At 38.9% G+C, this 14012-nt stretch carries 13 protein-coding genes; 12 read left to right on the plus strand and 1 reads right to left on the minus strand.

Going from position 1 to position 14012, the window contains the following annotated elements:
- Positions 1-45: 45 nt before the first annotated feature.
- The 12 genes from SJY28_RS04985 to SJY28_RS05040 all read left to right on the plus strand — a co-directional run bounded on the left by SJY28_RS04985 (position 46) and on the right by SJY28_RS05040 (position 13460).
- Positions 46-882: a ComF family protein gene (locus SJY28_RS04985; protein ID WP_379543667.1), complete on the plus strand. Its 837-nt coding sequence runs from the start codon at positions 46-48 to the stop codon at positions 880-882.
- 328 nt (positions 883-1210) lie between these two features.
- Positions 1211-1717: a Tfp pilus assembly protein FimT/FimU gene (locus SJY28_RS04990; protein ID WP_379543668.1), complete on the plus strand. Its 507-nt coding sequence runs from the start codon at positions 1211-1213 to the stop codon at positions 1715-1717.
- Positions 1717-2283 (plus strand): type IV pilus modification protein PilV, encoded by a 567-nt coding sequence (pilV, locus tag SJY28_RS04995; RefSeq protein ID WP_379543669.1) that lies wholly within the window; start codon positions 1717-1719, stop codon positions 2281-2283. The genes SJY28_RS04990 and pilV overlap by 1 nt, the downstream gene beginning before the upstream one ends.
- Positions 2283-3260: a PilW family protein gene (locus SJY28_RS05000; RefSeq protein ID WP_379543670.1), complete on the plus strand. Its 978-nt coding sequence runs from the start codon at positions 2283-2285 to the stop codon at positions 3258-3260. Before pilV ends, SJY28_RS05000 begins: the two co-directional genes overlap by 1 nt.
- 21 nt (positions 3261-3281) lie before the next feature.
- A complete protein-coding gene (locus tag SJY28_RS05005) occupies positions 3282-4142 on the plus strand; it encodes a pilus assembly protein PilX (protein ID WP_296209429.1) in 861 nt (286 codons plus the stop codon).
- Positions 4143-4183: 41 nt separating this feature from the next.
- Positions 4184-8077 (plus strand): pilus assembly protein PilY, encoded by a 3894-nt coding sequence (locus tag SJY28_RS05010; protein WP_379543672.1) that lies wholly within the window; start codon positions 4184-4186, stop codon positions 8075-8077.
- A 12-nt stretch (positions 8078-8089) separates the two neighbouring features.
- The gene (locus SJY28_RS05015) at positions 8090-8638 is read left to right on the plus strand and encodes a type IV pilin protein (RefSeq protein ID WP_379543674.1); all 549 of its coding nucleotides are present in this window, start codon (positions 8090-8092) and stop codon (positions 8636-8638) included.
- 61 nt (positions 8639-8699) lie between these two features.
- On the plus strand, positions 8700-9149 hold the full coding sequence (locus SJY28_RS05020; RefSeq protein WP_379543675.1) for a type IV pilin protein: 450 nt from the start codon (positions 8700-8702) through the stop codon (positions 9147-9149).
- 319 nt (positions 9150-9468) lie between these two features.
- Entirely contained in the window at positions 9469-9939 is a 471-nt protein-coding gene (locus SJY28_RS05025) for a pilin (RefSeq protein WP_379543676.1), read from the plus strand.
- 120 nt (positions 9940-10059) lie between these two features.
- Positions 10060-11262 (plus strand): serine hydrolase domain-containing protein, encoded by a 1203-nt coding sequence (locus tag SJY28_RS05030; protein WP_379543677.1) that lies wholly within the window; start codon positions 10060-10062, stop codon positions 11260-11262.
- Between the two features lie 120 nt (positions 11263-11382).
- Positions 11383-12876 (plus strand): fused MFS/spermidine synthase, encoded by a 1494-nt coding sequence (locus tag SJY28_RS05035; RefSeq protein WP_379543678.1) that lies wholly within the window; start codon positions 11383-11385, stop codon positions 12874-12876.
- 74 nt (positions 12877-12950) lie between these two features.
- Positions 12951-13460, plus strand: coding sequence for a pilin (locus SJY28_RS05040; RefSeq protein WP_379543679.1), 510 nt, complete (start codon positions 12951-12953; stop codon positions 13458-13460).
- Positions 13461-13572: 112 nt separating this feature from the next.
- On the opposite strand, the gene fdxA is transcribed toward SJY28_RS05040, so the two are convergent.
- The gene (fdxA, locus tag SJY28_RS05045) at positions 13573-13896 is read right to left on the minus strand and encodes a ferredoxin FdxA (RefSeq protein WP_101205516.1); all 324 of its coding nucleotides are present in this window, start codon (positions 13894-13896) and stop codon (positions 13573-13575) included.
- Between the last annotated feature and the right edge of the window lie 116 nt (positions 13897-14012).

Here is a 14012-nt window from a genome sequence, read left to right on the forward strand (position 1 = left end):
CTAACATAGATGAAATTTATGATAAGTTATGACAAGTTATAGTTTATGCGCCGTTTAGTGCCTTATCAAACTGGACTGTGGTTGGCAGAGTATATGGATATGCGCTGCCAACTATGCCGTATTTATCGTAGTACACCACAATCTCAACTACTACACCATCAAACACAATCTAGCCTAGATAACATAACGAATGCGCCGCCTACACGGACAGCCTTAAAGAAACACTCCTTTCTTACTAACATCGTTCATCAAGCAAACAGCCATTTGAGCAGTGGTTTACTTTGTGCTCACTGTCACAACGATATTACTTGGTTGCCAAGACCTTTTAAAGTTGATATCGCTCCTAGCGTATCTCTATCTATCCAAGCCTCCACTTACTATGAGTATCCGATACGTCAATCTATCCGAGCATTTAAGCATCAAGAGGATATGACGAAATTGCCGTTACTATTACATACCATACGTCAATTACCGCGTCCACACGGTTGTCATCGCAATAACAGCGTGATTGTTGCTATGCCAACGACAAATCAACGGTTGGTCAAACGTGGGTTCGATCCTGTCAGTATTCTATCTGCCCAATTGTCTAAACATTGGCAAATTCCTTTATGGCAGGGCGTCAAGCGTATTGACGATACAGTTAGTCAGCAGGGACTGTCTCGTGCCGAACGTCTTAGCAACCTAAATGACGCCTTTGCTCTAATCGAAAACCCTCCTACAAAACGCTTACTATTATTTGATGACGTATCTACCACAGGTGCAAGCTTACAAGCATTAGCACGAGCGTTCATTCCACCTGCAACAGTAAAATCAGCAACGGCTAACAGCCACAATAGTTATCAAATTTCTGCTTACGTATTAGCACATGGCAGCAAATTCTAAACTCAATTTATCTTTATCAGTAATATCTAATTATTGCTAATATATTTCCTTAACGCTATATTATTATAATTATGTATACTAATTTGTTGTTTTACGGCTGTATACGTCGATAATGATTTTACATATTTATGGATAAGTTACATATATCAAGTGACAAATATCGACTTTTTTAAACATTATTAGTTATATGTCGTGGAACGAAAATTGCATGTTATTAGGGTAGTCAGTATAAAAATAGTAGTAAGCTAAAAATATAAGATACTTACAATAAATTTTAGTGAGATATAGACGAAAGATAGTTAATTGCCGTTTTAAATAGGAATATGATGTGAACGCATCTTTGAACGAATTATTACCTAAGCTAAAAAATACTAGTTCAGGTTTTACCTTGATTGAACTAATGGTAACCATTACTGTACTCGCCATTATTGCAGGTATTGCGGCGCCTAATATTAGTACTCAGCTTGCAGACCAACGGGTTAAGTCGACGGCGGCGACGATTGCTAATGCGTTAAAAGAGGCTAAAGTAGAAAGCATTCTTCGTCGGCAGAATATTACTGTTTTATATGATACGTCTACTACTCCTAGTAAAATTGTATTGCAAGCTAATGGAACTAGTATCTCTAGCTATAATCTCAATAGACAGAGCGCGGTAACACAACAAATTAGTCCTGCTACTGTTACTAATATTGTTTTTCGACCTAGTAAGTCAATAGATGGGGGTGCAACAGTAGTTTATACAGTATGCGATAGCGGCTCTACTAGTGAATCTCCTAAGCAGGTTAGTCTTACGAGTATTGCTAATGTTGATATTACAAACGCTGGGAGTTGTTAATGAAAAACGTCAGCCAGCAACAAGGTGTAGGATTGGTAGAAGTGTTAGTAGCGCTATTACTGTTAGCAGTCGCTGTATTGGGCTTTACGGCTATGCAAATGTCAGCAGTAAAAGCCACAGATGAAAGTCTTATGCGCACTCGGGCACTAACTATAATGAGAGGTGGTGCTGAGATAATGCGCACCAATCCTGATGGTATCAGTGCTTTTAAAACAGCTATAAACGGTACAGCTGACTCAGTTACTATCGATGGTACTAGTATTACAAAAGACAGTTGTATAAAAAACACCAATACCGTACCAGTAGCTGCTGATAGTTGTACGCTTGCGCAGCTTGCGACTCGTGATGGCCTATTAGTCAGATCGTATGCAAGTGCGAATGATATTACGATTGGTTTAGTACCAAATGGCTGTCCTGGTACATCGGGTAACCAAGAGCGTCAGTGTTTTGTTGCTAGTTGGGGAGATACAACGATTACGTTGGATAATAGTTTATCGACTGCTTGTGCTAATGCAGATGGTACTTATAAGAATGGTGCAGAGTGCTTTATTATGGAGGCTTACTGATGATATCAAGCTATAGTCGCAGATATGAACATCAACAAGGCTTTACGTTAATAGAGCTTATGATTTCTCTGATTTTAGGTTTACTAGTATCAGCTGCCGTGATGCAAGTATATTTAATCAATGTTAAAACCAGTAGTATTCAATCTAGTGGTAGCGAACTACAAGATGCAAGTATATTTGGACTACAACAGTTAGAGAAAAAAGTACGAATCGCAAATTTAGGTAATCCAACTACTCAAATTACCAGTACAACGGTAAATGGGGGAATTGTATTAACTGCTGCTAATCTAGGTATAACAACACCTTATACTAATACCGCCTATCTAACAAGACGTGATGGTGATAGTGCTATTGGCACCAATGGATGGACAGGTATCTCTAATACTAATGTTAATAGCGATCAGTTGACCATTCAATACACCAATACAACGGGCAATGTCATGAGTGATTGTGAAGGTGCGGATGCTGCTGTTAATGATATTGTAGTGGAGCGCTACTTTTTACGCAGAGCAACAGGTGATACGAGTACCGGTAATATAAGAAATTTAGTACTAGCCTGTGATGCAGGAAGGGTTAGTCCAACTGGTGGCATACTCACTGTTGGTGCGTCAACAGACTCTCGTAATTTTGGCACAGCTGGTCAAGAGTTTATTATCAATGTTGACCAATTTAAAATTTTACTAGGTACAAAATCGTCAGCAGCAGCCAGTGCAGGCCAAATGATGTATCTACCAAGCAGCTCATATTTATTGATGGCGACGAAGCCGTCAATAACAGCTGTGAAGATAGGTCTTATTGTTCATGGTACGACACCTATTATAGGTAGTAATGACCAATCTTCATTTACCTTACTGGGCCAAAGTAATAGTTTGAAGACAGACACTACTCGCCAACAGCAAGTGCGTACAAGTTATGAATCTACAACGCTATTGCGTAATGCACGAGTGATTGATGTTGATACTAGCTTAACTCCTTAAGACCTATTAGGATAATTTGAAATGAGCAACCACTATCGTTTATCACATTCTTTAGACCAAGGAAAGAAAAGTGGTCAGATATATTCTAATGGAGAGCGTGGGGCAACACTGATCGTGGTGCTATTGTTCTTAGTTCTCATTATGTTAGCAGGCGCGATAGCCGTTAGACAAAGTAATACCGATTTAAAAATTGCAACGAGTGATCAAATAAATACGGTTTTATTACAATCATCTGATAGCGCCAATCAAAAGCTAGAAATGATGGTTAATGGTAGTCCGAGTTCTGAAGAGTACCGCGACGTAACAAGTGCAGCAGGGGTGTTTGGTCATTTTTTATTGAATCCAGACAATGCAACCAACGAATTTATTTATTGTTTCAATCCTCGCACTAAAAAATACTTGGCCGCAAATGCCTCTGTCAAAAAATCGACTGGTGGCTATTGGAGTAGTTTAAGCGGTGGATTCTGTGATTATACCAACGCCAATGACTATACCAGTGCTAGACAGACAGTCATGACACAAATGAGTGTTACAGTTACGCCTACCAACCCCAATACACCTGTGTTTGATCATATGGTTATCGGTAAAGAGGTACAAGATAGGACCAGTAAACGTTACCAGTTTGACGTTCGAGCCTCTTCCGCTCTACCAGCTTACAACGAACCAAAAGTAGGCAGTGACAAGTGTTTTGAGCAAACCAGTATAAATGCCAATGTAGCTACTGGCAAAAAATCTCTAAGCGATTGTATGTTGTCTGCATCTACGCCAAGCAAAATGCTATATGAGCAAGTAGATGTAGAAAATGCTTCTTCGTCCACCTTATGTATACCATATGGTAAAGGCACACTGTCATCAAAATGCATACTCTCAGTTACCCCCTAATCTGCTTATTAATTACGCTAATTTCATAAAGGATAGATGTCATGAAACGACTTGACAACGTATCAAAAAACACGGAAAAACGTACGTTACCACTGAAATATTTAGTCGTTGTAATGGCATCAATGGTTGCGATGCCAATATCACAAGCGGATGTCGCAAATAAACAAATTGGCGACTTAGAGATTTATAAAGCGGCTGAAGGTGGTAAAACTACTATTACCATGATGTTGGATACCTCAGGTAGTATGAGTATCAACCAAGTGAGTTATGCTTGTGATTTACCTTCAGGAGTGTCTTATACTAGAAGGTCTGAAATATCTTCAACTGTACCTACATATCCTAAAAACTATTGTGAGACTAGGAAGTTTTTCTATCGTAAGGCAAGTAATAATAAGTGGTATCGTTGTGGCGATAGTGATGGCTTGGGGAGCTTTAATTTCGGCACTACGGAGTGTAATACAGAAATATCAGCTCCTTCAGTTAGTGGGTTAAATTACGGGACTAACAGTGGTAATGGTTACTATTACACGAATGACTATCGCACTTATGATCGCCTAACACGTCTTAAAGATGCCATATTTACCTTGATGGACAGTACTCAGTTAGATTCTACAAAGGTTGCTATCGGTATTGGTCAGTTTTCTACACAGAGTAATAGTAACAACCAGTATAAAGGTGGCGATGGTAGGAGTGGAAAAATCCTTGTGCCAGCAGCATTAATTACCCCAGCACAGCGTACTGCTATTAAAGTAGCAGTAGCAGGCTTGAATGGTGAAAATGGTACGCCAACAGCCAATGCTTATGCTGAGGCTGGCGCTTATATGTTGGGTACCAATACCTCTAACTCTTCCTATAGTGGTTTTAGTGACTCTGTGTCATCTTCTAAGAGTGGTAATAATTATATTAGCCCATTGTCGTCTACTACTAGTGCTAGCTGTGATGGAAGAGGAATATACTTCTTAACAGATGGTAATCCAAATAGTGCACCTTCTCCTACTACCCTCATGAGGTCAGCACTGAACGTTACGGGAAATACTTTTAGTGTGCCATCTTCAGGAGCGTTACCAAGCGGTAGTGAAAATAACAATGGTATGCCTGAAGTAGGAGCATTTGCTAAAGCGTTGCGTAATCCAGCTCTCAATCCATTAGGGGTAAATGGTGAAATCTTAACAGCTGTGGTTGGGTTTGGTTCAAGTTTCGACGTTGATCGTGTAGCCGATGCAGCCTTGCCTGAAACAGAAAGGGTAATTCGTAGGCTTTCGTACGTAGATTCCAAAGGCACGCAGAAAACAAGTGATTTTTATAACTGTGAAAAAATTACAGGCGTTGATGCAAAAAATGCTTGTAACTGGGGAGCAAAGTCACACCCATCGTTACCCAATGTAGGTGGGTTTGGTGAAGGTGGTTTCTATTCAGCACAATCCACAGATGATATTGTTAATAGTATTACAACCTTTGTTAGTGACCTTAATCAAACATTACCTTCTACACCTTCAGGTACTATCATCGTTCCTAACGATCCTTATCGTGCTGATAGCCAACTTGCTATCGCTTATTACCCAACCCTACAGCCTAAAGTTGCTGAGAACTCAGTGATTTGGGAAGGTAATATGAAAAAATACAATTTGAATGAAGGAACACTATACGGTAAAAATAGTGCAAAGCTGTTCAAAAATACAGCAGGGGAGTTGAACAAAACGACACAAGATTTATGGTCTGACAAAGACTATACCAATGCAAATGATAAAGTGGAATCTGGTGGGTTCTATGCGCAACTAAAAACACCAGATACAGGTGTATCTTCAGTTAGGACGTTATATGTAGAGGACTGGAAGAGTGCTACAAACCAAACCACTATGTTGAGGAAATTTGGTGTAAACAGTGCTGGAAAAGTAACACTAGATAATGCTCCACTTTCTAGTACTAATAAGTTCAATGATACAGGCACTTACTCTGAGACTTCTTTGAGGAAGCTATTGAACTTTTTAGGCTTCGATGTTCTTCCAAGTACTGCTACAGCAGTTAAGGACATGACACTGAGTACTGCGAATGCTTCGAAAGCAATCAAAGTTGTTGGTGCGACATTGCACTCTACACCAGCATCTGTGTCTTATTCTGCAACACTAGATGCTGATGGTAAAGTTACCGACCAACGTGACGATTATATATTATTTGGATCTACTGAAGGCGGATTGCACCTTGTCAATGCCGACAACTATAGTAATGCTGGTGATGGCGGAAAGGAAAGATTCGTCATTATTCCGAGAGAGATGCTGAGAAGTACTAGCCAGTCAGATGCGCTCATAAAGGATAGTACCAAAACTGAGATTGGAACGCCAAATTTTGGTATTGATGCACCATGGTTAGTCAATACAGATTATCAGTATGATTTTCCAAATAAACGAGTATCTATCGATACTAGTGGTAACAAAGGTGTATTTGCTTATGGCGGATTAAGAATGGGGGGTGAGGCTTTTTACGGCATCGATCTTGGCAATATAGACAGTCCAAAGATGTTGTTCTCTATTACGCCTTCGACTGCAGGTTTTAGCCGCATGGGGCAAATATGGGCAAAACCGACCAAAGCAAAAATTAAAACCAGTAGCTCAGATACAGGGACTGATGTTCTGGTATTTGGTGGTGGTTATGATACATGTTATGAGAATGAAAGCTTTCAGGTTGGTATCGTAGATTCATTGTTAGGTGGCTGTTCTGCAAAAACCTCAGCTAAAGGTAATGCGGTCTACATTATCAACGCAAAAGATGGTGCATTAATATGGTCGGCATCTAGTGATAGTGGGGCTACTAAAACAGTTACGGACATGAAGAACAGTATTGTTGGTGGTGTTACGACTTTGGATCGTGATAATGACGGTTTTATGGACCATATCTACTTTGCAGATTTGGGTGGTCAGGTGTTTCGTGCGGACTTTACCAATGCTGGTTTCGTCAAGCCAGTAACATCAGGCACAGCATCTCCTGAATCAAAATTTAGTAATACTCGAGTAACACGCGTGCTTAAAAGCACTCATGCGACAACGGTAAGTCAAAAGTATGCTTATCGTTTTTATGAACGTCCAGTAGTTAGCTTCTACCGTAATTCAACCACAAATACATTATTTGCACTGGTCAACGTGATTTCAGGCGATCGCAGCTCACCATTATCTAAAATACGTAATACCACTGCATATGCGGATCGACTTTATGGAATTATAGATAGCGATGTTACCAAAGCCAATGAAGTATTTTATGCTAGCAACTTTACGACAGCTAGTAACATTAATGGTCAAAAAGTCGTTGATCTAGCGGACAGCAATTTGGTTCAGTTACCGACGGCGATAGGAACTGGGTCAACAGCTGGCTATAGTTTAGCCCAAAAGAATAATGTCATTAGTACAATGCAATCAAGTGTTCAGCGAGGCTGGTACTATCCATTAACACGCTTCGATGGCTACGACAATGTCAGATATACAAAAGGTATTGGTAAGTCTGAAGTTATCGACAACTTCTTGTACACCACAGTCTATAACCCAGATATGAGTTACGGTCCTACAGATTCATGCACTGCTAAAATTGTAGGTGGATCAGAGCGACAGTTGTATTGTCTACCTTATGGTATCTGTTTAGATGATACTTCTAAGAACGGTACTGGTGGATTCGTTAGAGCAGGACAGGGAATTCAGGAGCTAACTCTAGGCCCACGTAGTTCAACGCTTACAAACCAACGTCTACTTATCGGTACACAGACATTAGCAGAGCGCCAGACTGACAGAGTAAGTTTTGGTTCTGATAGCAATAAGAGTGGTAATAGCTTAATAGATGAGGCACAAGGTCTGACAAATGCTGATCAGATATTGGGTAATGGTACAGCGCCCGAATTGATATTTCATGAGCGTTTCATTCTACAACCAAAAACGTGGTATGAAGTAGACTAATAGGGCGAACTTATGAACAGACAAATGCTCAAAAATCAGACAGGATTTACACTTATTGAGCTTATGGTTGTCGTTTTTATCGTTGCTATTTTGGCAGCGATTGCGATACCTTCTTATAGACAGTACGCTGTGAGAAACGCTGAGTCACAAGCTCAAGCAACTATGCAACAATTGGCAATAGAGCTTAATCGTTGGCGAGCTAGCGCTTTAACTTATAAAGGCTTTGTACCTAGAAAGCTCGCAAGTAATGGTGATATAAGTTATGGCTATGACGCAACCGATAACAAGACTATCTATGTCCCGAGAGGTAGTAATAATACAAACTATAGCTACTTGATTACTCTAGTGGATGGCAACACAGGTAATACGCTAGCACCCGCAGCGACTGGATATTCTACTGCAGGTAGTTCATGGCGTATGGTAGCTATACCTAAGAGTACGGGTATTACTGAACATGCTAGCGTTATTATGACCAGTAGCACTGGCACACAATGCAAGAGCAAAGATAAAACTATTACTGCAGCATCTACTAATTGTGGTACTGGTCAAGAAAGTTGGTAGTCCTATCAAAAAACTAACTAATAGTTTCATGCATCATGACTGCAATAAGAAAGCGAATACTATGATCACAAATATAAACAACGTTAAATTGAGCAATAGACGCAATAATATTAAAGGCTTTACTCTCATTGAAGTAGTGATAGTAGTAGCTATCATAGGTGTGCTTGCAGCCATTGCGTATCCTAATTATCAAAGATACGTTATTAAAACTAAACGTACTGATATGATGAGTGAGATGTATAACATTGCTTCTGAAATTCAAAGTCGCAAATTGGCACAGGGTGCTTATAGTAATGCCCTTCTTACAGGGTTAGGTGGTGATTATCCTAAGCAAGGCACAGCCCTTTATGCTGTTGCCATCACGCCGAACCCATTAACTGCTAAATGGGTAATTACTGCAGTGCCTAAAGCTAATACTCAGATGAGTAGCGATGGTACTCTAACTTTTAATTATCAGGGTATTAAGTGCAAGGGTAGCGTCTGTAGTACTGGAGACGACTGGAATAAATAAATAGTCACTAAAGTAAGAAAGGCTGACAAAAATCGTCAGCCTTTCTTACTTTTTATTACCCTTAGTGTCAAACTGACAATTTTTAGCAGCTTAAGCGTAACATTGTTGGACAATTTAAGTACATAAAACAGCGATTGTCATTTTCTTATAGCAAATTTCATTGTTTCTCAATCAAAAATCTATACTAATAGCTTTATTCGTTAATTTGGCACACAACATGCAGCAATATTAGTAAGAAACAATTTTGCTATATCATCGACAGATAAATTTTGATGACTATCAGGAATCTGTCTTCGTACTACTCCCATAAGGAATGTTTATGAAAACTGCTCAAAAAGGTTTTACCTTAATCGAACTAATGATCGTTGTTGCTATTATCGGTATTCTAGCTGCGATCGCTATTCCTCAGTATCAGAACTATATCGCTAAGTCACAGGTAAGCCGCGTCGTAAGTGAAACTGGCGCTGTAAAAACTGCAATTGAAACATGTCTTTTAGATGGCAAAGCCGCAGCTGACTGTAACATTGGCTGGACACAAAGTAACTTGTTAGCAGCTACTGATGCAGCTGCTGAGTCTACTGCTGCTGATACTGGACAAGATGGCTTGGTTATTGGCTATCCAGCGGATGCTACAGATGATGCTACGATTACCGGTACATTCGGTCAAAGCGCCGCTCAGATACTAACTGATAGTACTGTTGTATGGACTCGTACACCAGAAGGTACATGGACGTGTGAAACTAGTGTAGCAGATAAGTTTGCATCTAGTGGTTGCCCAGCAGCAGAATAAAACTATTTGAAAAATATCAAGTCTGATAGAATTGAAGTAAAGAAGAGAAGGCCGAGCCTTCTCTTTTTTTATTAAGTATCTGTAGGTATTTAATATTATTAACATATGATAATAAAGGCTATGAGTAAAAAAACTGCCCTTACAAATATTATTCTTATTATGGTTTGCTTAGCTATTATATTTGGTGGTACTTACCTGTATACCGCGCAGCATTTAATCCTTAATCGGTTCCTTTATAAGATACAAGTGCCTTTCATTAAGTCAAGTATCCGATGTTCTGATAAAGTTCCAACTTTTATGCTAGCCCTTATGGATAACCTTATAATTCAGCAAAAGTCGATGCATAATCAAATATTTTATCAAGATAATAATGAAAAAATATTACATTGTGAAAGTGGATGGGAGGATGGTTTTCGCGGAGATAAACCACTGACAGTAGACAGCCGTTTTCGTTATGCCAGTGTGTCAAAGGTGGTTACCTCAGCGATTATACTTAATTTAATCAATGAAAGTCAGCTAAGCTTAGATCAAAAAATCCTAGACATTATCGATATTCCAGAACCAAAAGACAAACGCGTCAATGACATTACTATCAGCATGCTATTACAGCATAGCGCTGGCTTCGATAGACTGAAGACTTATACACCCATGCTGACGATGGATGTCAAACCTTGGTGTCCTACTAATTTAGCAGTTCTTTCTGAAACCATGCTTGATTTTGATCCTAATACACAGTTTCAATACTCTAATGTAGGCTATTGCTTATTAGGAGCAGTAGTAGAAGTAATTACGGGCACTACTTTTCGTGAGGCTGCAGAAGACATATATCAGCTTAATAATAGAGATATAAAGTTTGTTGATGATGCATTTTTAAGTGATGAAATTATTTATGATTATCGTTATGAAAATTTTTATGGAAAAAATTATTATACTCACTTTGATTTTAAAGATTCATTATCAGCAGTAGGTGGATTATCAGGTTCAGCAAAATCTATGGTAATGCTTACTCGTGAGATGTTAAAAGAAAAGCCTCTCAATATTTTGTCACGAGCAGATGCGCCATGTGCTATCAATCAAATTGATGGATGCTATGGTTATGCACTATTACCATACCAAATGAGCGGACATGACTTTACCTTGTATAATAAGTCGGGATTTTTCCCTGGTGTAAATACGGACATATACGTTGATAGTCATGGTGGTATTCTTGCTTTGTATCGTGGCGCCAGTTCTCCAAACCATGAGGTCAAGAACCAACTGAAAAAACAAGTTTATGTGAGCTTAGAAGAGTTTTATGAGTTGGATAAAATACTAAACAAATAATCAACCTTGTAGTGGTTATAGTTTGTAGATAATCTTCTTGTCACCTAAATTCATAATATTTATAGTTTATTGAAATGAAACCTCAGTCAATAAATTAAATATTTGCTTTGAGTAATCATTATGCAAAAGAAAATAATAGCTATATGTCTTACTATTGCCCTACTTGAAGGCTTCGCAGGTTTGGGTATAGAAATTTATGCTATTAGAATCTCAGCAACCTATATTGGCTCTTCAATATCGATAACTGGTGTCATATTAGCAATGGTATTGATAGCCATAGCTATGGGCTATTGGGTAGGGGGTAGGTTGTCTCGATCTATCTATACGCCTGAACAAGCCTTACTAAAGGCGGGATACGTGTTGTCTTTGTCTGCTTTTTCTCACGCCATAGCATGTGTTATTCAACTACCTTTATTAGAAATTATTACTTTAAATACGGATAGTCCAATCACTGCTGCAATAGGGGTGGGATTACTCTATGGTGTTGGGCTTGCTTTTGGTTCGATGTCTATTCCGCTAATTACGCAGTTCTTGACCTTACAATTCAATAATCAAGAAAGTATCGATGCCGGTAAAAATGCTGGGATGATGGTTGCTATTACTACCGTTGGTAGTGTATTAGGCTCAACTCTGACCCCGATTTTCTTGTTACCATATATTGGCCTTAGAAGTAGTTTGACACTCTTTGTAGCGTCGCTAGCTATCAGTACTTGGTTATGTACAAAACTGGCAATTCAAGTGAGAGGTTCAGTTCCTACTAAAGATAATGCTGCTTCTAAGAACTATATTATAGCTACCCTGGCATTTCTTATTACTATTGTGTTCATCTCTTTCGATAAAGTAGATACGGGTTATCAAACGGCAACAGGCGCTTGGTTTGTTGAGTATATTGACTATAAGGGTCGGCCAGCGGTCACTATTTCTGATAATCCTATAAAATCAACGAGTAGCTGCTGGGTATACGCTACTAAAAAAAATTGTCACTGGTATGGTGAAATGACAGTCGAAGGTATAAAACAAACGTCACCTAAGAATCTAGTATTTTTGGGGGGGGCTGGCATGGGAACGCCTAGCGAAGTTGCTTACCACAATCCTGATATGTCGCTTACTGTTATCGATATTGATAAAGATCTACCGAAAATTATTGAGACTCATTTTTTAAAAGCGCCAATCGCAAAAAATATTAGTTTTGTAGGTGATGATGCTCGCGGTTATTTGACTCGCTATAGAGATGTTAAATACGACTTTATGCTGATTGATGCGTTCCAAGGTCGATATGTGGCCAGTAACTTGTATACGCTTGAATCCTTAACTAGGTTTAAGAATACTAGTAAATATATTATGGCAAATGTAGTAGGTATACCTATAAAAGAGCATGGTTATACCCAGACTATCTTTAAAAATTGGTATGAAGTATTTGGAGATTCTGCTTATGTGATTAATAGGAATAATGGGGCAAACTTGCAAAATATTATGCTATGTAATTTTTTATGTCCTAATAGTCAAAAGCTCTCAGAAGCTAATTTCTTTGACCAGAATCAACAAGTACATACTGATGATATGCCAAGATTAGATAAATACTACTATCAATCGATTGAAAAGCTTAGTTTATAACTTACTATATTCAAATGAATAATGGCATGCAGTATGCATCGTTATGTTAACTATGATAATTCGATGTAAATGTTATGACTATTATTAAAAAGACTCAAAAACGTCACTTACTGAGTCAATCTGGATTCACTTTGATTGAGCTGATGATTGTGGTGGCAATTATTGGCATACTCGCCGCTATTGCTATTCCCCAATATCAAATCTACGTGGGCAAAACCCAAGCGACAAGAGTGATTAATGAGTTAGGTCAGCTACGACTAACCGTAGAAGAATGTTTGCAAACTGGCAGAGTTAATATTGGGTTAAATACTAATGACTGTGACCCACGTGCCACCGCCTCTAATCTAATAATAGGTGGTTCACAGGTAGGAGTTGTACTACCCAATAATATGGGAGTAGCGCAAATTACTAATCCGCTGGTATTGACGACTGGTATCACAGCTACTGTCTCGACACAGGTGAATCCAAAACTAGTTGGGAAAAAAATAAAATGGTTGCGTACCAGTGCAGGTTCTTGGAGTTGTAGTAGTAATATAGAAGCAATATATCTACCCAATTCTTGTAGCCACAATGCTAATCTGTAGTGTGTTTGGCTAGTATAATATTTATCTTCTAAGCAATAAAAAACCACCTAACAGCATATTGCCACTAGGTGATTTTTTATTATTATAATATCTTGGTACTTCGAGAAGGATGCTATCTCTCTAAATACTGAATCTTACCTTCCACGCCATCCCATTTCTCAGCTTCTGGCATTTGCCCTTTCATCTCGGTGATATTCGGCCATTTTTGTGCCAGCTCTTCATTTAGCTGAGTAAACATCTCTTGGTCTTTCGGCACTTCATCTTCTGAGAAGATAGCATTGGCGGGACACTCAGGTTCGCATAATGCGCAGTCGATACACTCATCAGGGTCGATGACGAGAAAGTTTGGGCCTTCATAAAAGCAGTCCACAGGACAGACTTCTACACAGTCGGTGTATTTGCAAAGAATGCAGTTATCTGTAACGACAAAGGTCATAGTGAGGTCTACCTGTTATTGGATTGGCTGATATAGTCAATCTCTTTCAAAAGAATTATTGTATCAGCCTCGCCTGAAGTATTATTTATACCTCTGCGCTCAGCTGCAGTGTAATT

It is taken from the genome of Psychrobacter sp. R86515 (genome assembly GCF_042466315.1).
Taxonomy (GTDB): domain Bacteria; phylum Pseudomonadota; class Gammaproteobacteria; order Pseudomonadales; family Moraxellaceae; genus Psychrobacter.

Excerpts from the sequence above, each read along its gene's own strand:
- SJY28_RS05020 (WP_379543675.1), top strand. The coding sequence starts at position 8,700 with ATGATCACAAATATAAACAACGTTAAATTGAGCAATAGACGCAATAAT.
- SJY28_RS05025 (WP_379543676.1), top strand. The coding sequence starts at position 9,469 with ATGAAAACTGCTCAAAAAGGTTTTACCTTAATCGAACTAATGATCGTT.
- SJY28_RS05015 (WP_379543674.1), top strand. The coding sequence starts at position 8,090 with ATGAACAGACAAATGCTCAAAAATCAGACAGGATTTACACTTATTGAG.
- SJY28_RS05040 (WP_379543679.1), top strand. The coding sequence starts at position 12,951 with ATGACTATTATTAAAAAGACTCAAAAACGTCACTTACTGAGTCAATCT.
- SJY28_RS05005 (WP_296209429.1), top strand. The coding sequence starts at position 3,282 with ATGAGCAACCACTATCGTTTATCACATTCTTTAGACCAAGGAAAGAAA.
- fdxA (WP_101205516.1), bottom strand. The coding sequence starts at position 13,896 with ATGACCTTTGTCGTTACAGATAACTGCATTCTTTGCAAATACACCGAC.
- SJY28_RS05035 (WP_379543678.1), top strand. The coding sequence starts at position 11,383 with ATGCAAAAGAAAATAATAGCTATATGTCTTACTATTGCCCTACTTGAA.
- pilV (WP_379543669.1), top strand. The coding sequence starts at position 1,717 with ATGAAAAACGTCAGCCAGCAACAAGGTGTAGGATTGGTAGAAGTGTTA.
- SJY28_RS04985 (WP_379543667.1), top strand. The coding sequence starts at position 46 with ATGCGCCGTTTAGTGCCTTATCAAACTGGACTGTGGTTGGCAGAGTAT.
- SJY28_RS05030 (WP_379543677.1), top strand. The coding sequence starts at position 10,060 with ATGAGTAAAAAAACTGCCCTTACAAATATTATTCTTATTATGGTTTGC.
- SJY28_RS05000 (WP_379543670.1), top strand. The coding sequence starts at position 2,283 with ATGATATCAAGCTATAGTCGCAGATATGAACATCAACAAGGCTTTACG.
- SJY28_RS05010 (WP_379543672.1), top strand. The coding sequence starts at position 4,184 with ATGAAACGACTTGACAACGTATCAAAAAACACGGAAAAACGTACGTTA.